The sequence below is a fragment of the Kitasatospora sp. NEAU-CNBT7 genome (assembly GCF_057220535.1).
Window position 1 is genome coordinate 90,117 of sequence record NZ_JBXQQB010000011.1, and the last position, 17,590, is coordinate 107,706.

The following is a 17,590-nucleotide window of genomic DNA, read 5'->3' on the forward strand; positions in this document are numbered from 1 at the left end:
CGGACTTCGCTACCCGCCGGTAAATTCTTGTCCGCGCGCGATGAGAAACGTCCGCACCGTTGTCCCGAAGTGAGTACCGGCCCCCCGGACGGCGCCCGCTGCCGGAGCCAACTCCTTTGCCCAGGAGCAGGGTTCGCGTTACCTGGGTGCTGCGCTGCACACCGCTCGTGCTCTATCTTCGGCGCACCACCACATGTTGTGCGCACGCGCCCGACCGAGCCGCACCGGCCGGGCACGGTCAGCAGCGAACCGCCGGAAGCCGCGCCGGCGCGCCGACCGGCCCCGGCGGGGACCGGTCCGGCCGCCCGCCGCCGCCCGGCCGACCGTCAGGGGGACCACATGGCCAGGCCACCGAAGGCAGCCGGGGCGGCGCCGATGGAACAGATCCCACGCGAACTGGCCGCCGTGATGCGCCCCGAACTCCCCGGCCTGCTCAAGGAGATGGCCGCCGAGATCGTCACCGTCATCCCCGAGTACCGGGAACTCCTGGAGGGCCCCAACGCCCGGGTGATCAGGGTCGGCATCGAACAGAACATCGCCACCTTCGTCGACCAGGTCGCCGCCCCCGCCGCCACCACCGCACTGCGCGACGAGATCTGCCGCGGCTTCGGCCGCCACGAGGCGTACGAGGGCCGCAGCCTGGACATGCTGCACGACGCCTACCGGATCGGCTGCCAGGTGGCGCTGCGCCGGGTCCGCACGGTCGGGCGCCGCTACAACCTCTCGGCGACCGTGCTGATGGCGTTCGCCGACGCGCTCTTCGCCTACATGGGCGAGATCGCCGAGCTCTCCCGCGAGGGCTACCTCCAGGCGATGGCCGAACTCGGCGAGGAACCGGACAACCGCCGCCGCCGGCTGCTGCGCCGCATCCTCGGCGGCACCTCGGTGGCCCGCGGCGCGCTGGCCGAACTGGCGGAGCTGGCCGCCTGGCCGCTGCCGCAGGAGGTCACCCTGGTCGCGCTGGGCCCCGGCGCGCGGCCCGCCCGCGCGGCGCTCGACCGGGACGTGCTGGTGGACCTGGCCGGCCGCGAACCGTACCTGCTGGTCCCCGGCCCCCTCGACGAGCGGCGCCGCCGCGCGCTGGCCACCGCCCTGGCCGGCTGCCCGGCCGCGGTCGGGCTGACCACGCCGCTCGGCGAGGCCGCGCACTCGCTGCGCTGGGCCCGGCAGCTGCTCGCCCTGACCGCCGACCGGGAACCGGCGCCCGGCGGCCCGGGTGCACCCCCGGCGCCGGTGTACTGCGAGGACCACCTGGTCCAGCTCTGGCTGCTGGGCGACCGCGCACTCGCCGACCAGATCGCGCAGCGCCACCTCGCCCCGCTGGCCGGCCTCACCCCGGCCCGGCGCGCCCGGCTGCTGGACACCCTGCGGATCTGGCTCACCACCCGGGCCACGGCCGGTGAGATGGCCGAGCAGCTCGGGGTGCACCCGCAGACCGTCCGCTACCGGATCCGCACCCTCGAGCGCGCCTTCGGCGACCAGCTCGCCGACGCCGACACCCGGTTCGCCACCGAGGTCGCGTTACGGGCCCTGCACCTCACCGATCCCGCGCCGGGCCCGGCCGATCCGGCCGATCCGCCGCACCCGGCCGGCCCGGTACCGCCCGGGTCGCCGCAGCGCTGCGACTGAACGCCCGGCACGGCCCTTTACCGCACGCGGGCCCGCAGGAACGGAAGGCTTCGGCAGGACGCGCCGCCCGGTTGACCACGGCCACCCGAAGGGCCCAGCGAATACCCCGGGAGGGCGCCCTCCGAATGCGACCCGCCGACGGGCCGAGGACGGTGAGGAACGGTGCTTCTGCGATCTGACGAGCCGGCGACGGGCCGGCCCTCGCAAGCCCCGGAAGGACACACCTCATGCGTTCTGCACGTACTTTCGCGACCGGCGCTGCCCTCGCCGCCACCCTGGTCCTCGGTGCCCCCGCCATCGCCCTCGCCGACGGCGCGAGCGATACGAGCACCCAGAAGAGCTGGGAGGGCTACGACACGGCCACCAAGGATTCCAAGGACTCCGGCAGCTCCAAGGAGGCCAAGGACACCAAGGAGGCCAAGCCGGCCGAGGAGCACGGCACCGAGAGCAAGACCGAGAGCAAGGGCGAGTACAAGGCGCCGCACGGTGGCGTCCACACCGGTGGCGGCGGTCTGGCGCTGTCCGGCGGCGGGGCCGCGACCGGTGCGGCGCTGCTGGCGGGCGGCATCGGCGTGACGGCGCTCGCGCTGCGCCGCCGCCGTTCCGCCACCGCCGCGGGTGCCGCGGTCTGACCCCCGGTCACCCCGCACCCGCACCGCCCCGACGCCCTGCCGGCCCGCCGCACCGCGGTGGCAGCCCGGCAGGGCGTTGCGGGGTTCACCACCCGTGGCTCCACCACCAGAAAGGCCCGCCCGATGGACCGTCCGCCCCCGCAGCGCACCGGCCGGCTGCTGCGATTCGGCCTGGCCGCGACGGCGCTCGGCGCCCTCGTGCTCTACAACTCGGTCGACGCCACGCCCGCCGGGTCCTCCGTCGCCGCGCCGGCCGTCGCCGCCCCCGCCGTCCCGGCGCCGCCCGCCACCGCCGCGGCCGGGCCGCCCGCCAAGCGCGGCCCCGTCCTCCCGCGCTCCGCCCCCACCCGGGTGCGGATCCCCCAGCTGATGGTGGACGCGCCGACCACCGAGCTGACCCTCAACGCCACCGGCCAGCTCAACGCGCCGCCGGTCGACGACAAGAACCTGGTCGGCTGGTACCGCGACGGCGCCTCCCCCGGCGAGGCGGGCGCCGCGGTGCTGGCCGGGCACGTGGACACCAAGACCGGGCCGGCAGTGTTCCTGATGCTGCGGGTGCTGCTGCCCGGCAACAAGATCGAGGTGACCCGGGCCGACAAGAAGGTCGCCGTCTTCACCGTCGACAGCGTGGAGACCTTCGAGAAGGACGCCTTCCCCGACAAGCGGGTGTACGCCGACACGCCGGACGCCCAGCTCCGGCTGATCACCTGCGGCGGTTCGTACGACCGCACCAAGAAGGACTACACCTCGAACGTGGTGGTCTTCGCCCACCTCGAGTCGGTCCGTTAGGGCCTGTCCGGACCCCGCCCGGCCCTGGGCAGCGGGCGCGCCGCGGCGGACACTGGAGGGACCAGCACGTCTCCCGGGAGGAACCCGTGGCTGTCGACGCTCCCCCGCCCGGCGCCGTCCCCGCGGCCGGCCTGTTCGGGCCCGCCTCGGTGTCGTGGCGGCTGCACGCGGACCCGGTGATGGGCCTGGCCGGGCTGCGGGCCCTGCTGCTGCAGGCCCTGCACCCGCTGGCGATGGCGGGCGTGGCGCAGCACTCCGCGTTCCGCGAGGACCCGTGGGGGCGGCTCGCCCGTACCGCCTCGTTCGTCGGCGTGACCACGTACGGCACCGGGGAGCAGGTGCGCGAGGCCGTCGAGCGGGTCCGCCGGGTGCACCGGCGCGTCCGCGGGACCGACCCGGTGACCGGGGCACGCTACCGGGCCGACGACCCGGAGCTGCTGGTGTGGGTGCACTGCTGCGAGGTGGACTCCTTCCTCGGCGTGGCCCGCCGGGCCGGTCTGGACCTGCCGCCCGACGAGGCCGACCGCTACCTCGCCGAGCAGGCCCGGATCCCCCGGCTGCTCGGGGTGGCGCCGGGCCATCCGGTGCCGGAGACCCGCGAGCAGCTGGCCGGGTACTTCACCGAGGTCCGCGGCCGCGGCCGGCTGCGGGCCACCCCGGCGGCCCGCTCGGCGGCCCGGCTGGTGCTCGTCCCGCCGATGCCCGGCTGGGCCGCCTGGGCGACCCCGGCCCGCCCGGCCTGGTCGGCCGTGGCCGGGCTCTCCTTCGCGCTGCTCCCCGGCTGGGCCCGGCGGATGTACGGGTGGCCCGGCTGGCAGCTCACCGACGCCGTGGCCACCGTCGAGGCGCGGGCGCTGCGCACGGTCCTGCTCCCGCTGCCCGCCGCGCTGCGCGAGGGCCCGCACCTGCGGGCGGCCCGGGCGAGGCTCGCCGAGCGGTGACGCCCGGGGCCGGTGATCATTTCGGTCGTTGCCGGAGCCGCCCGCGCAGGCCGGTGGCGCCACCGCGGTGACACCGCACCGCAGCACCGGCGTGCCCCGGCCGATCCGCGCCGGGGCCCGTCCGCGTGCGGCGCGCTCAGCGCGGGGCCTGCAGCGCGAGCAACCGGTCCAGCAGGGTGCGGTAGTCGCGCAGGGCGAGCCGCAGGCGTTCGGTGTCGCCCGCGGTGTCGCCGTCGGACGGGTCGGTGGCGACGCGCAGCTCGCCGCGCTGCTCGGTGATGGCCTCGGTGACCATCCCGGCCGCCTTGCCGACCAGGTCGTCGGCGGCCCGGACGGCCTGCCCGGGGTCGTCGACGAAACCGCTCTGGACGGCCCGCCACTCGGCGGTGAGGCGTTCCACCCGCTCCGGCTCCAGCCAGCCGCCCGGCCGTCCGGTGGGGTCCGGCTCGCCCGGCAGTACGGCGCGCAGGGTACGGGTGGGGTGGTCGCCGGCCCGGGACGGCGACTGCGGCCGGGGCTCCGGCGGCGCGGCCCGGTGCGGTTCGCCGGGATCGGCCTGGCGGGGGACGGTGGTGCGGGCGGCGGGGCCCGGCTGCTGGGCTTCGTTGTGCGGCATGGCGGTGGTCCTCTCCTTCTCCCGGCGGCGGGTCAGCTGGTGCGCGGGGCCGGGGCCTTGTGCAGCGCGGCCGGACGGCCGGCGGCGGCCGGGGCGGCCGGTTGGGCGGCCAGGACCCGCAGGGTCAGGTCGCGGACGGCGAGCAGGGCGTGGCGCAGTTCCTCGGTGCCGACCTGCACGGCCTGGGCGCGTTCCAGCGTCCCGAGGGCGGTGCGGTAGGCCGGCAGGGCGGTGGCGTGGTGCACGGACAGGGCCTCGGTACGGCCCTGCGCGGGGTAGCCGAGCCGGTCGAGCAGGCCGGTGAGCTGCCGTTCGGCCTCGCCGGCGGCCCGCCCGGGGTCGTCGACGAACTGCTCCTGGACCTCGGCGAGGCCCCGCCGGACGTTCTCCTGCTCGGCCGGGGCGAGCGGGCGCAGCCGCAGCGCGCGGTCGTCGCGGATCCGGGCGGTCAGCTCCCGTTCGGCGCCGCGGACGTCGTCCCCGTGGCCGCGCAGGGCGCGCTCGTACTCCGGGCCGAACCGGGCCCGCAGCTGCCGGGTCCGGATCCGGGGCAGTGCGACGGCGAGCCCGGCGGCCAGTACCGCCAGCACGGCGACGATCACGATCAGCCAGGCCATGCGAACCCTCCTGAAGGACGCGTCGGCCGGACGGGATGCCCGGCCCGGGGCTCGTCTCACCCGTGCGTGGGCTCGTAAACCAGGGATCGTGAACCAGGGCGCGGCGGATCGGGCGGGCGTCTCTCGGCGGCGGCCGGACAGCGGTAGGTTCGGAGGCGGGCAGACCGGTCGCCCGCGCGGTGCACGCCGTCGCGGCGGCCGACGTGACAGACCGGGCGCGCCACGAGCGCGCCGGCGGACGAAGGGTGTCTGGCGGATGGTTCAGCAGGTACAGGCAGTGGTCGCGCTGGAGAAGGGTGCGGCCGTGCGGGTGGAGACCGTCAAGGTCCCCGACCCCGGGCCGGGCGAGGCCCTGGTCCAGGTGCAGGCGTGCGGTGTCTGCCACACCGACCTGCACTACCGGGAGGGCGGGATCAACGACGAGTTCCCGTTCCTGCTGGGGCACGAGGCGGCCGGTGTGGTGGAGGCGGTCGGACCCGGGGTGACCGAGGTGGCGCCCGGGGACTTCGTCATCCTCAACTGGCGCGCCGTGTGCGGGCAGTGCCGGGCCTGTCGGCGCGGCCGGCCGTGGTACTGCTTCAACACGCACAACGCGGTGCAGAAGATGACGCTGACCGACGGGACGCCGCTGTCCCCCGCGCTGGGCATCGGCGCGTTCGCGGAGAAGACCCTGGTGGCGGCCGGGCAGTGCACCAAGGTCGACCCGAAGGCGGCGCCGGCGGTCGCGGGTCTGCTGGGCTGCGGGGTGATGGCCGGGCTCGGTGCGGCGCTCAACACGGGCGCGGTGGGCCGCGGCGACACGGTCGCCGTGATCGGCTGCGGCGGTGTCGGCAGTGCCGCCGTCCTGGGTGCCCGGCTGGCGGGCGCGGCCCGGATCATCGCGGTCGACCTGGACGACCGCAAGCTCGCCGGGGCCACCGGCCTCGGCGCCACCCACACCGTCAACTCCCGTTCCGCCGACGCCGTCGAGGCGATCCGGGAGCTCACCGGGGGCCACGGCGCGGACGTGGTGATCGACGCGGTGGGACGGCCCGAGACCTACCAGCAGGCGTTCTACGCCCGCGACCTGGCCGGGACCGTGGTGCTGGTCGGCGTCCCGACGCCGGAGATGAAGCTGGAGCTGCCGCTGCTGGACGTGTTCGGGCGCGGCGGCGCGCTGAAGTCCTCCTGGTACGGCGACTGCCTGCCCAGCCGGGACTTCCCGGTCTTCATCGACCTCTACCTGCAGGGCCGCCTGGACCTGGAGGCGTTCGTCAGCGAGACGATCCCGCTGACCGGGGTGGAGGACGCCTTCGCCCGGATGCACGAGGGCGAGGTCCTGCGTTCGGTGGTGGTGTTCTGATGGCGGGCACCGCGGGCCCCCGGATCGAGCGGGTGGTCACCTCCGGCACCTTCGAGCTGGACGGCGGCAGCTGGGAGGTGGACAACAACGTCTGGGTGGTCGGCGACGACCGGGAGGCGCTGGTGATCGACCCGGCGCACGACGCCGCGGCCATCGCCGCCGTGGTCGGCGACCGCCGGGTGACGGCGATCGTCTGCACCCACGCCCACAACGACCACATCGACGCCGGCCCGGCGCTGGCCGCGCTGACCGGCGCGCCGATCCTGCTGCACCCGGACGACACCGCGCTGTGGAAGCAGACCCACCCGGACCGCGACCCGGACGGTCCGCTGGCCGACGGGCAGCAGCTCGAGGTGGCGGGCGTCGCGCTGACGGTGCTGCACACCCCCGGGCACGCGCCCGGCGCGGTCTGCCTGTACGCGCCGCAGCTCGGGACGGTCTTCACCGGCGACACCCTGTTCGCGGGCGGGCCCGGTGCCACCGGGCGGTCGTTCTCGGACTTCCCGACCATCGTCCGGTCGATCAGCGGCCGGCTGCTGACCCTCCCGCCGCAGACCGTGGTGCGCACCGGGCACGGTGACGACACCACCATCGGCGCGGAGGCCCCGCAGCTCGACGAGTGGATCCGCCGCGGTCGCTGAGCGGTCCGCGGATATCGCTTGGACCTCCCGCGGCCTGCTCTGTTAGCGTCCCAGGGCCGGCCGCGGGACTCCGGCGCGACTTCCGGAACCTGCCTCTACCGCAATGATTCGCAGTTCGCGCCCCCACTCCCCGGCCGGCATCCGAACCAGCCCGTGAGAGGGGTCCGGTGGACACGTACGGCGACCTGGTCGCGGCCGAGGACGTCCTGCTCTTCGTCAACGCGGCGATCACCTCCACCGGCCAGCGGGAGTTCCACTCCGACGCCGCCGAGCAGCGCCTGTCGCTGGACTTCCTGCACGCCTACATCCTCGGCAACTACCGCGAGCTGTACGCGGCGACGCTGGCCCTGGAGATCAACGACCACAACGCCGCGCTGATCGTGCGGCGCCTGCTGGAGAGCTCCGCCGAGGCGAGCGCGGAGCAGCGCCGTACCGAGGGCCGGCTGATCGCCCGGCGGCTGGCGCTGCTGCCGCCGCAGCGGGTGTACGGGCTGTTCGGCGCGCTGCGCCGGGCGAAGGTGAACAATCGCCGGACCAGGGCCCTCATCCGGGACTGGATCGCGGCGCGGCCGGACCCGGCGCTCGATGCGGTGAAGTACCGCGGCGCCCTGAAGCAGGCCGTCCGGCATGCCCATCTGGCGCCCGCCGCGCCGGAGTTGGGTGACTTCCTGTTCGCGCCGGGCCGGGCCGCCCGGTACGCGACGCCGATCCTGGAGAGCTGGCGGCGGGCGCACTACCAGCGCTCCGCGCTGTTCGAGCTGCCGTACACCGTCGCGGAGGGTTTCGCGGCCCGCCAGGGCGTACCGCGGGCGGAGTTCCTGGAGCGGATCGCGCCGCGGATGACCCGGCTGGAGCAGTTGCGGCTGCAGGAGTCGGCGGGGCGGCTCGGCGCGGGCGCGGTCCGGGCGGACCTCGGGCTGATGCCGCTGACCCGGCTGGCCTCGTACGTGCTGGCGCTGCCGGCGGCGGACCGGGTGGCCCGGCGGGCCGAGCTCACCGGCGCGCTGCGGGCGGCGGCGCTGCGGGTGGCGGGCGGGCAGCGCGGCCGCTGGGGGCGGGTGGCGGCGGTGCTGGACGACAGCTTCTCCACGGACGGTTCCGGGGCCAAGCGCCGCCGTCCGCTGGCGGTGGCACTGGCCTGTCACCACCTGCTGGAGGCGCTGGCGGCCGACTACACCGGGCTGTGGACCTCCGGGCGGACGGATCCGCTGCTGGCCCGCCCGTCCGGTCCGACCCCGCTCGGGCTGCGGATCCTGGACGCGCTGGACACCGCGCCCGAGCGTCTGCTGATCGTCTCCGACGGCTGGGACAACGCACCGCCCGGCCTGGCCGGCGAGGTGCTGCGGATCTGGCGGACCAGGCTGGACCCGGACCGCCGGACCGCCGTGGTGCACCTCAACCCGGTGTACGACGCGGACGGGTTCGACGTGCGCCGGCTGGCGGCGGGGGTGCCGACGGCCGGGCTGCGGGACGCGGAGGACCTGCCGGCGCTGGTGGAGTTCGCGCGCTTCGCCGAGGGCCGCACCGGCCTGGCCGAGCTGCGGGACCACCTGGCCGCCGCCACCGGGCGGTTCCTGGCAGTCCCGGCGCCAGGGCCGTGTCTGACAATGCCCAGGGAGGCACAGTGAGCACGCTCGACCTGACCGGGCTGACGGCCCGGCCGTCCCAGGTGTGGGGCGCCGTGCGGTTGGTGCCGCTGGTGCGCGAGGAGCCCGTCGAGGGTCTGCGGCTGCACCGGCCGGCGGGGCCGGCCGACGCCGAACTGGGCTATGTGCCGCACGGGTTCGTCGCCGACTGGGCGCAGGACGGCACGGCCGCGGCGGCGTACGGCACCCAGCTGGCGGCGGGCGGCACGCTGCCGGAGCGGATGCCGCTGCGGCTGTCCGGCCGGATGGGCGGCCGCCGGACCAGGCAGCGCTTCCTGCCGCAGCAGCTCGCGGTGGACGGGTACCTGGCCCGGCACGCCGGCGGGCCGCCGATCGTCTGGGAGCAGTGGTCGCAGCGGGCCGTCCGGCACGGTCTGCCGCCGCGCGCCGAGGAGGCGTACCAGGGCTCGGAGGTGCGGGGGCTGGCCGACGCGCTGCGGGTGTTCGAGCTGCATCCGGGCCAGTGCGGGCTGGTGGTGTACGTCGCGGACGCGCTCGCGGGCGCCTTCGTGGTGCCGCATCCGGAGGACTACCGGGCGCTGCACCCCACGCTGGTGCTGGACCTGTACGGCGAGCTGATCCACCACTACGCGACGTACATGGCACCGGTGCCGGACTTCCGGGCGCGGATCCCGGGGGCGGGGATCCGTTCGCTGGCCGATCTGCGGGCGGCGGCGCGGCGGCAGGAGGCCGAGTGGGCCGACTTCCACGGCTCGGTGCTCGCCGGCGGGCTGCTCGGTCCCCGTTACGGGGTCCGGACGCTGTACCGGATGGGCCGGTTCACGCTGGCCCGGTTGGTGCCGCCGTTCGCGCCCAAGCAGGAGAACCACCTCGGGGAGGCGATCCTGGACGGGGACGGCCGGATCGCCTACCTGAAGACCTTCCGGCTGTCGGAGAGCCAGGTCCGCCGCGGGCACCTGCTCGACCGGCTCGCCGCGCACGACTGGCACCTGGGCGACACCGCGGCGGAACTCGGGGTCAGCGAAGCGCAGTTGGGTCTGCGGCTGGAGTCCGCGGGGTTCGGTGCGATGCTCCGGCAGGACGTACTGGACGGCTACCGGGCGGCGCGGTGAGCGACTGGTGGGCCGGCTCCCGGCCGGGAGCCGGCCCACCCCGGTCAGCAGGACTTGAACACGTAGCCGGAGCGGCCGGCCGGGCGGACGTCGCTGTTGCGCTGCCCCCCGGACCACGTTCTTCCCCAAACCTTTCCGGTCTTGGCGAAGTCGGCGGCGTTGTACTCGATCACGAACACCCGGTTGCCGTAGGCGGAGGCGAAGGCGCCGCACTCGTCGTAGTGGCCGCACTCCTCGGAGACCGCGAAGTCGAAGCCGATGCTCTGGCGGCGGTCGATCAGGTCGGTGGTGTTCTTCTGGCCGATCGCCAGCCCGTCGGCGTGCGCCCGGGTGGCGAGCAGCTGGGCGAAGGCCGCGTTGTGGGACTTGTCGAGGCGGCCGCCGGAGCGCTCGTAGGAGTCCAGGTTGTCGGGCTCGACGGCCTGGTAGCCCTTGGCCGCGCACTCGTCGATCCAGCCGCCCACCACCGCGGCCAGCTCGGTGCGCTTGGCCGGGGTGGAGACGTCGAGCAGGGCCTCGCCCCAGTCCTCGTCCATCACCGGGCTGCCCTGGCCGTCGCGCAGCAGCAGGGCCGGGTGGTTGGCCTGCCACCAGGCGGTGGCGTCGGGCTGGGCCTGGAAGGCGTTCAGGTAGCAGACGTTGTACAGCCCGGGGACCGGCGGCGCGGTGTGGTCGCGGGAGACCGCGCCGACCCCGGCGGGCGGCTGGTAGGGGCCGCCGATCTGGTAGTCGAAGCCGGTGTCGGGGGTCGGCAGGACGACCTTCCCGGTGGCCTTGGGCGTTGCCCCGGCCGGGGCGGCGGAGGAGGCGGACGGGACCGCGGGGGTGGCCGGGGTGCCGGGGGCCGGGGTGGCGGGGGCCGGGACGGTGGCCGCCGGGGACGGGCGGTGTCCGGCGTGGGTGGGCCGGGGGGTGGGGCGGCCGGGGCGCTGGCCGGCCGAGGCGTCGGAGAGCGCGAATCCGGCGCCGCAGGCGGCGACCACCCCCACGGCGAGGGCGGCCAGTACGGCCTTGCGGCGGAGAACGGGGGAAGCGTGTCGGCGCACGTGCACTCCTGGGGCAGGCGGCGGACCGGCGGTCGCCGGCCCGCCGGTCATCCTGCTGGGCCGGTCATGAGGAATCCGTGAGGGCGCCGCGGCGCGGGGCCGCCGCCCGGCCCCGGCCGCGCCACCGGCGGACCGGACGCCGCTCCAGCCGGAGCGTGAACACCGTCCCGCCGCCGTCCCGCGCCCCGGCGGTCACCTCGCCGCCGTGCGCGTGGGCGACCCAGCGGACCAGGGAGAGGCCGATGCCGGTCCCGCCGCCCGGCGAGTGGAAGCGGGTGAACACCGCCGCCGGCCCGGTCGGTCCGAGCCCGGGCCCGCGGTCCGCCACGGTCACCACCGGGCCCGCCACCCGGACCTCGACCTCGGCCCGGCCGCTGCCCGGGGTGACGCCGTGGCGTACCGCGTTGTCGAGCAGGTTGCGCACCGCGAGCCGGACCAGGGCCGGGTCCACCTCGGCGACCACCGGGTCGAGGTCGAGCCCGAGGTGGTGCGGCCCGGGCGGGAGGTCCTCGCAGACCGCCTCCACCAGCTGGTCCAGCCGGACCGGTACCCGCCGGGGTCCGTCCACCCCGGCCTGCAGCCGGCCGCGGACCAGCAGGTTCTCGATCACCTCGGCCATCCGGTCCGAGGCGCGCCGCAGCCGGGGCAGGTGCTCGGGCAGCGCCGCAGGGGCGCCCTCGACCAGGTCCACGGCGCCGCGCAGGACGGCGACCGGGGTGCGCAGCTCGTGGGCGGCGTCGGCGAGCAGCCGTTCCTGCTGGTCGAGTGCCTGCCAGGCGGGCCGGACGCTGCGGCCGCTGAGGGCGTGGCCGGCCGCCGCGCCGAGCGCGGTGAAGACCGCGCAGCCGGCGGCCAGGGTGACGGCCAGCCGGTGGCGTTCGGCGGAGCCGCGTCCCGGGTCGCCGACCACCACGACCGCGCCGGCCTGCCGTTCGGTGCCGTCCTGGTAGAACGGGGTGGCCAGCAGGTAGACCGGGCGGCCGGCGGTGTCGGTGCCCTCGGCGGTGCCGGTGTCGTCGTCGGCCAGCGCGGCGTCGGCGGCGGCCGCGAGCCGGCCGGGGGTGACGGTGAAGCGGCCCTGGCGGCTGGTGAAGACCGGCCGGTAGCGCTCGGCGGTGCCGCTCTGCCGCAGCAGCACGGTCACCTGGGGGTTGCCGCTGGTGGCCTCGTCGTCCTGGAGGCCGTCCAGCATGAGCTGCCCGTCCTGGTAGTAGATCAGCGACGCGGTGACGGCGGCCCGGCGGCGCATCTCCTCGTACTCGACGGCGCGCCCGGAGCGGGCGTCGGTGCGCAGCAGCAGGAAGGACAGCGCGGCGAGGCCGATCACGATGATGGCCGTGTAGGCGGCGGTGAGCCGCCACCGCAGCCGGGCGAGTCCGCGCCGGGCCGGGGAGGCGGGCCGGTTCACCGGGGCCGTTCCAGGGCGTCGGTGAGCCGGAAGCCCTGGCCGCGGACGGTGTGGACCAGCGGCGGGCCGCCGAGTTTGCGGCGCAGTCCGGCGATCACGGCCTCGACCACGTTGGAGCTGGGTTCGGCGAGCTCGTCCCAGCAGTGGCGGAACAGTTCGCCCTTGCCGATCACCTCGTCGGCGTGCTCCAGCAGGTGCTGCAGGACGGCGAGTTCCTTGGGGGTGAGGGAGAGCAGGACCCCGGTGCGGCGGACCTCGCGGCGGGCGAGGTCGAGTTCCAGGTCGGCGTGGCGCAGGAAGACCGGGGTGCGGCGGCGGGCGCGACGGGCCAGGCTGCGTACCCGCATCACCAGTTCGGGCAGGGCGAACGGTTTGACCAGGTAGTCGTCGGCGCCGTGCTCGAAGCCGGTCAGTCGGTCGTCGAGGGTGTGCAGCGCGGTCAGGCACAGCACCGGGGCCGACCAGCCGCGGCGGCGCAGGGCCTGGAGTTCGGGCAGGCTGTCGCCGTGCGGGAGCAGCCGGTCGAGGACGACGCAGGCGTAGTCGTTGCGGGCGAGCAGTTCGTCCGCGGTGGGCCAGTCGCCGGCCTGGTCGACGATGAAGCCGGCGTCGCGCAGGCCGGCGCCGGTGATCGCCCGCAGGTCGGGTTCGTCCTCCACCAGCAGTACGCGCATCCTGGGCCCCCTCCGGTCGGGCGGTGCCCGGGGCGGCGGGCGGCGCGGTCCCGGGCGGGCGGAGGTGCCATCGTAGGTGCTGCCCCCGTGGGCGGCCCGCCCGGGCCGGTGGGCCGGTCAGCGCAGGACGTCCAGGCTGTGGCAGGTCCAGGAGAGCCGGGTGGTGCCGGCCGCCGGGCGCGGGTGGTAGGTGCCGTCGACGACGGAGAGGTTGACGATCAGGTAGGCGTGCCAGGAGGTGCCGACGCCGCGGCGGTCGGAGTAGACCAGGCGGTCGGCGACGTACCAGTCGACCGAGCGGGCGCCGAACTCGGTGCGCAGCGTGACGGTGGCGCCGGGGGCGACCTGGGAGGGCGGGCCGAGCCAGTAGCGGTAGCCGGGGCGGACGTGGTTGGAGAGCTCCAGGGTGTTGGGGTTGTCGGGGTGGTACTCGAAGACGTCGATCTCGTTGCCGCCGGCCCGCCAGGTCCAGATCGCCGGCCAGGCGCCTAGGCCGGTGGGGAGGGTGACCTTGGCGCGCAGCGCGTCGCCGGTGCGCAGCTGGAAGCCGTCGGGGCTGCCCTCGGTGGTGAGCAGGTCGCAGTCCCAGAGGTCGTCGGTGGTGCGGCGGGTGGCGTTGAAGACGCCGCCCTGGATCGGGCGGGGTGTCAGGTGGTCGAGCTTGTGGTCGCCGCGGTTGGTCGGTCCCATGTTGGGATAGGCGCTGCTGCGGCCCGCCACCCACTGGCGGGTGGAGGTGAAGTCCGCGGTGAAGACCGTGCGACGGACGTCGACGGCCGGTTCCTCGGGACGCCCCTGCGGGTGTCGACGTCGATCCCACCAGGACGCGGCGGTACGCCACCAGTTGGCCATGGCTCTCTCCTGACCTCCGACCGGACGGAGCGGTTCCGCTCCCGCCCCTCCCCGGGATACCCGGCCGGGCGAACTGTATGCGAAGGGGTACCGTCCGTTAGCTCTCCGTGACCGTCGGGGCGGCGGGCTGCGTGCCGGGGCGCCGCCACAGGCCGCGGGCGGCGAGCACCGGCAGCACGCCCTCGCCGACCCGGTAGGCCTCCTCCAGGTGCGGGGCGCCGGAGAGGATGAACTCGTCGACGCCGAGCCGGTGGTACTCCTCGATCCGGTCGGCGACCTCGGTGTGGCTGCCCACCAGCGCGGTGCCCGCGCCGCCGCGGACCAGGCCGATCCCGGCCCACAGGTTCGGGGAGACCTCCAGCCGCTCGGTGCTGCCGCCGTGCAGTTCCCGCATCCGGCGCTGGCCCTCGGACTCGCTGCGGGCCAGTGCCTGCTGGGTGGCGCGGATCCGGTCGGGGTCCATCGCGGCCAGCAGCCGGCCCGCCTCGGCCCAGGCCTCGGCGGAGGTGTCGCGGCTGATGGTGTGCAGCCGGATGCCGAACCGGGGGCTGCGGCCGTGGGCGGCCGCGGCGGCGCGGATCCGGCCGATCTTCTCCGCGACCTGCCGGGGCGGCTCGCCCCAGGTGAGGTAGGTGTCCGCGTGGCGGGCCGCGACCCGTTCGGCGGCGGGTGAGGAGCCGCCGAAGTACACCTCCGGGACGGGGTCCGGCAGCCGGGTCAACTCGGCGCCCTCCACCCGCAGATGGGTGCCGTGGTGGTCGACCCGTTCGCCGCGCCACAGCCGCCCGGTGATGTCCAGGAACTCGTCGGTGCGGGCGTAGCGGCCGTCCTTGTCGAGGAAGTCGCCCAGGGCGCGCTGTTCCGCGGACTCCCCTCCGGTGACCACGTTCAGCAGCAGCCGCCCGTGCGACTGGTTCTGGTAGCTGGCGGCCATCCGGGCCGCCAGGGTGGGGCTGAGCTGGCCGGGGCGGAACGCCACCAGGAACTTCAGCCGTTCGGTGGCCTGGGTGAGCATCGCGGTGGTCAGCCAGGCGTCCTCGCACCAGGGGCCGGTCGGGGTGAGCGCGCCGCCGAAGCCCAACTGCTCGGCGCTGCGGGCGATCTGGCCCAGGTAGGCGATGGTGGGCGGCCGGTCGGCGCCGGCCGTGCCGGGGGTGGAGCCGTGCCCGCCGCCGACGACGTCGCGGCTGTCGCCGGTGGTGGGCAGGAACCAGTGGACGGTCAGGGTCATCCCAGGGCCGGCCGTTCGGTGCTGAAGCCGCCGAAGCCGCCGTCGTGGTGGAGCAGCGGCTCGCCGCCCTCCGCCCCGGCGGCGAGCACCTCGCCGACCACCAGCAGGTGGTCGCCGACCGGTTGCAGCAGCACCGGACGGGCGGTCAGCCAGGCGGCGACGCCGTCGAGCAGGGGGGTGCCGTGCTCGCCGGGCCGCCAGGCGGTCCCGGCGAAGCGGTCGGTGCCGCTGCGGGCGAAGCGGGTGGCCAGCTCCTCCTGGCCGCGCTCCAGCACGTGCACGGTGAACGCGTCGGCGGCGCGGACGGCCGGGGCGCTGGAGGCGGTGGCGGACAGGTAGAAGGAGACCAGGGCGGGTTCCAGGCTGACCGAGGTGAAGGAGGTCGCGGTGAATCCGACCGGGCCCGGCACGGTGATCACGGTGACCCCGGCGGCGTGCCGGCGCAGGGTGCTTCTGAGCAGGTCGGCGGGTGGGGCGGTCCGGGCGGCGGGGCGGTCGTCGACGGCGGTCACGGTCGGGTTCCTTCCTGGGGGGCGGACGGCGGCACGTGGGTCAGCAGGCGGGGCAGGTCCGGGCCGAGGCGCAGCCGTTCCAGCCACTGGACGATCTGGGCGGCGACGGTGCGGTGCGCGGCGTCGTTGAGGACGTCGTGCAGTCCGCCGGTGACCAGCAGCAGTTCGGCGCCGGGCAGCCGGGCGGCCAGCAGGCGGGCGCCCTCGGGCGGTGCGACCGGGTCGGCGTCGCCGTGCAGCAGCAGGACCGGCAGGTCGGGGGCCGCGGCCCGGGCCGCCCCCGCCAGGTCGGCGGGGACGGCCAGGGCCAGGTGGCCGGGGCGGAAGCCGGGGTCGTCGGCGAGCAGGCCGCGGTGGACCGGGCAGGCAGTCCGGACGGCCAGTTCGTCGCTCCAGCCCGGTGTGCCGTCCGGTGCCGGCCGGACGGGTCCGGTGGCAGGCGGGGCGGCCAGCAGCAGCGCGTCGGGGCGGGCCTGCCGGGCGGCGGCCAGCGCGCGCAGCGCGCCGGTGTCGGAGCCGGCCAGCACCACCGGGCCGGGCGCGGTCCTGGCCTCGGCGACCCGCGCGGGCAGGTCCGCGCCGTCGGCGTCCTCGGGCAGGGCGTGCACGGTGTAGCCGTCGAAGGCCAGCCGGCGCCCGAACCGGGCGTACACGCCGGGGTGTTCGCCGCGCCCGGGGAGCAGCAGCAGGGTGCCGCGCGGGGTGACGCCGGGGGCGGGGTGCCAGCTCTCGGCGGGCCGGCCGGGGGCGGGGGTGGTGGTCACCGGGCCGCGCCCACGGCCTCGGCACGGGCGGCGGTCTCGGTACGGGCGGCAGCCTCGGCGCGGGCGGTCTCGGCGCGGGCGGCGGCCGCGTCGCGGTGGGCGAGCTCCTGGCGGACCAGCGGGAGCAGGTCGCGCCCGTAGTCGGTGGCGTCGTCCAGCGGGTCGTAGCCGCGGATCAGCAGGGTGGTGGCGCCGATGTCGACGTAGTCGAGCAGGGCCGCGGCGACGGTCTCCGGGGTGCCGACCAGGGCGGTGGAGTTGCCGGCCGCGCCGGTGGCGGCGGCGGGGGCGGTCCACAGCGCGCGGTCGTGCCGGTCGGCCTTGGCGGCGGCGGCCAGCAGCCGCTGGGAGCCGACGTTCTGCGGTACCGCGTCCGGGCCGACCGGCAGCACCTGGCGGCGTCCGCCGAAGGCGTCGGCGCGGCCGCGGATGGTGTCGAGGATGCGGTGCGCCCGCTCCCAGGCCTCGTCCTCGGTGCGGCCGAGGATCGGGCGGAACGAGACGCTGGTGCCGGGCAGGGTGGTGCGGCCGGCCGCTTCGGCGGCGGCCCGCACCGAGGCGATCTGCTGGGCCGTCTCGGCCAGCGGCTCGCCCCACAGGGCGAAGGTGTCGGCGTGCTTGCCGCCGACCCGGTAGGCGGCCTCGGAGGAGCCGCCGAAGAACACCGGGATCTTCCCGACCGGGCGGACCTCGGAGTGGAAGTCGGCGAAGCGGTAGTACGGGCCGTCGTGGTCGAACGGCGCGTCGGCGGTCCAGGCCTTGGTGAGCACGGTCAGGTAGTCGTCGGAGCGGGCGTAGCGCTCGTCCTTGGCGAGGTAGTCGCCGTCGCGGCGCTGCTCGGCGTCGTGGCCGCCGGTGATGATGTGGACGGCGACCCGGCCGCCGGAGAACTGGTCGAGGGTGGCCAGGGTGCGGGCCGCGAGGGTGGGGGCGATGAAGCCGGGGCGGTGGGCGATCAGCAGGCCGAGCCGCTCGGTGTGGGCGGCGGCGTACGCGGCGACCTGCAGCGGGTCGGGGCTGGCGGAGGAGTGCGCGACCAGGATCCGGTCGAACCCGGCCTGCTCGTGGGCCTGGGCGAAGCGGCGGGTGTAGTCGCGGTCGACGACCGGGCCGGCGGCGGGGCGGGTCTCCGACACGTCGTGGGTGGAGATCATTCCGATGAATTCGACGGACATGG

18 protein-coding genes are annotated in these 17,590 nt (G+C 76.2%); 8 read left to right on the top strand and 10 right to left on the bottom strand.

The window, feature by feature from the left end; genetic code table 11:
* Positions 1–375: 375 nt before the first annotated feature.
* The 4 genes from AC2TEW_RS17015 (at position 376) to AC2TEW_RS17030 (ending at position 3,991) form a co-directional block, all read left to right on the top strand.
* On the top strand, positions 376–1,629 hold the full coding sequence (locus AC2TEW_RS17015; protein WP_484624190.1) for a PucR family transcriptional regulator: 1,254 nt from the start codon (positions 376–378) through the stop codon (positions 1,627–1,629).
* A gap of 227 nt (positions 1,630–1,856) precedes the next feature.
* On the top strand, positions 1,857–2,261 hold the full coding sequence (locus tag AC2TEW_RS17020) for a hypothetical protein (protein ID WP_484624191.1): 405 nt from the start codon (positions 1,857–1,859) through the stop codon (positions 2,259–2,261).
* Positions 2,262–2,384: 123 nt separating this feature from the next.
* Positions 2,385–3,050 carry a class F sortase gene (locus tag AC2TEW_RS17025; protein ID WP_484624192.1) on the top strand — a complete coding sequence of 222 codons (666 nt, stop codon included), beginning with the start codon at positions 2,385–2,387 and terminating at the stop codon, positions 3,048–3,050.
* 86 nt (positions 3,051–3,136) lie between these two features.
* Positions 3,137–3,991 carry an oxygenase MpaB family protein gene (locus AC2TEW_RS17030; RefSeq protein ID WP_484624193.1) on the top strand — a complete coding sequence of 285 codons (855 nt, stop codon included), beginning with the start codon at positions 3,137–3,139 and terminating at the stop codon, positions 3,989–3,991.
* Between the two features lie 136 nt (positions 3,992–4,127).
* Here the strand turns inward: AC2TEW_RS17030 and AC2TEW_RS17035 are convergent, their stop codons facing one another.
* Complete coding sequence (locus AC2TEW_RS17035) at positions 4,128–4,607, bottom strand: hypothetical protein (RefSeq protein WP_484624194.1); 480 nt, start codon at positions 4,605–4,607, stop codon at positions 4,128–4,130.
* A gap of 32 nt (positions 4,608–4,639) precedes the next feature.
* On the bottom strand, positions 4,640–5,224 hold the full coding sequence (locus AC2TEW_RS17040; RefSeq protein WP_484624195.1) for a hypothetical protein: 585 nt from the start codon (positions 5,222–5,224) through the stop codon (positions 4,640–4,642).
* Between the two features lie 256 nt (positions 5,225–5,480).
* On the opposite strand from AC2TEW_RS17040, the gene AC2TEW_RS17045 reads away from it, so the two are divergent.
* The 4 genes from AC2TEW_RS17045 (at position 5,481) to AC2TEW_RS17060 (ending at position 9,926) form a co-directional block, all read left to right on the top strand.
* The gene (locus tag AC2TEW_RS17045; RefSeq protein ID WP_484624196.1) at positions 5,481–6,566 is read left to right on the top strand and encodes an S-(hydroxymethyl)mycothiol dehydrogenase; all 1,086 of its coding nucleotides are present in this window, start codon (positions 5,481–5,483) and stop codon (positions 6,564–6,566) included.
* Positions 6,566–7,207 carry an MBL fold metallo-hydrolase gene (locus AC2TEW_RS17050; RefSeq protein WP_484624197.1) on the top strand — a complete coding sequence of 214 codons (642 nt, stop codon included), beginning with the start codon at positions 6,566–6,568 and terminating at the stop codon, positions 7,205–7,207. Before AC2TEW_RS17045 ends, AC2TEW_RS17050 begins: the two co-directional genes overlap by 1 nt.
* A 167-nt stretch (positions 7,208–7,374) precedes the next feature.
* Positions 7,375–8,835: a hypothetical protein gene (locus AC2TEW_RS17055; protein WP_484624198.1), complete on the top strand. Its 1,461-nt coding sequence runs from the start codon at positions 7,375–7,377 to the stop codon at positions 8,833–8,835.
* Positions 8,832–9,926, top strand: coding sequence for an ARPP-2 domain-containing protein (locus tag AC2TEW_RS17060; protein ID WP_484624199.1), 1,095 nt, complete (start codon positions 8,832–8,834; stop codon positions 9,924–9,926). The genes AC2TEW_RS17055 and AC2TEW_RS17060 overlap by 4 nt, the downstream gene beginning before the upstream one ends.
* A 44-nt stretch (positions 9,927–9,970) precedes the next feature.
* Here the strand turns inward: AC2TEW_RS17060 and AC2TEW_RS17065 are convergent, their stop codons facing one another.
* The 8 genes from AC2TEW_RS17065 to AC2TEW_RS17100 form a co-directional block, all read right to left on the bottom strand.
* Positions 9,971–10,972, bottom strand: a complete 1,002-nt coding sequence (locus tag AC2TEW_RS17065; protein ID WP_484624200.1) for an endo alpha-1,4 polygalactosaminidase — start codon at positions 10,970–10,972, stop codon at positions 9,971–9,973.
* A 64-nt stretch (positions 10,973–11,036) separates the two neighbouring features.
* Positions 11,037–12,380: a sensor histidine kinase gene (locus AC2TEW_RS17070; RefSeq protein ID WP_484624201.1), complete on the bottom strand. Its 1,344-nt coding sequence runs from the start codon at positions 12,378–12,380 to the stop codon at positions 11,037–11,039.
* Positions 12,377–13,054: a response regulator transcription factor gene (locus AC2TEW_RS17075; RefSeq protein WP_484624202.1), complete on the bottom strand. Its 678-nt coding sequence runs from the start codon at positions 13,052–13,054 to the stop codon at positions 12,377–12,379. Before AC2TEW_RS17075 ends, AC2TEW_RS17070 begins: the two co-directional genes overlap by 4 nt.
* Before the next feature lie 117 nt (positions 13,055–13,171).
* On the bottom strand, positions 13,172–13,906 hold the full coding sequence (locus AC2TEW_RS17080; protein WP_484624203.1) for a LamG domain-containing protein: 735 nt from the start codon (positions 13,904–13,906) through the stop codon (positions 13,172–13,174).
* Positions 13,907–14,003: 97 nt separating this feature from the next.
* Positions 14,004–15,137, bottom strand: a complete 1,134-nt coding sequence (locus tag AC2TEW_RS17085; RefSeq protein ID WP_484624204.1) for an LLM class flavin-dependent oxidoreductase — start codon at positions 15,135–15,137, stop codon at positions 14,004–14,006.
* Entirely contained in the window at positions 15,134–15,649 is a 516-nt protein-coding gene (locus AC2TEW_RS17090; RefSeq protein WP_484624205.1) for a flavin reductase family protein, read from the bottom strand. The genes AC2TEW_RS17085 and AC2TEW_RS17090 overlap by 4 nt, the downstream gene beginning before the upstream one ends.
* Entirely contained in the window at positions 15,646–16,413 is a 768-nt protein-coding gene (locus AC2TEW_RS17095; protein ID WP_484624206.1) for an alpha/beta hydrolase, read from the bottom strand. Before AC2TEW_RS17095 ends, AC2TEW_RS17090 begins: the two co-directional genes overlap by 4 nt.
* On the bottom strand, positions 16,410–17,588 hold the full coding sequence (locus AC2TEW_RS17100) for an LLM class flavin-dependent oxidoreductase (RefSeq protein ID WP_484624207.1): 1,179 nt from the start codon (positions 17,586–17,588) through the stop codon (positions 16,410–16,412). Before AC2TEW_RS17100 ends, AC2TEW_RS17095 begins: the two co-directional genes overlap by 4 nt.
* Positions 17,589–17,590 lie beyond the last annotated feature (2 nt).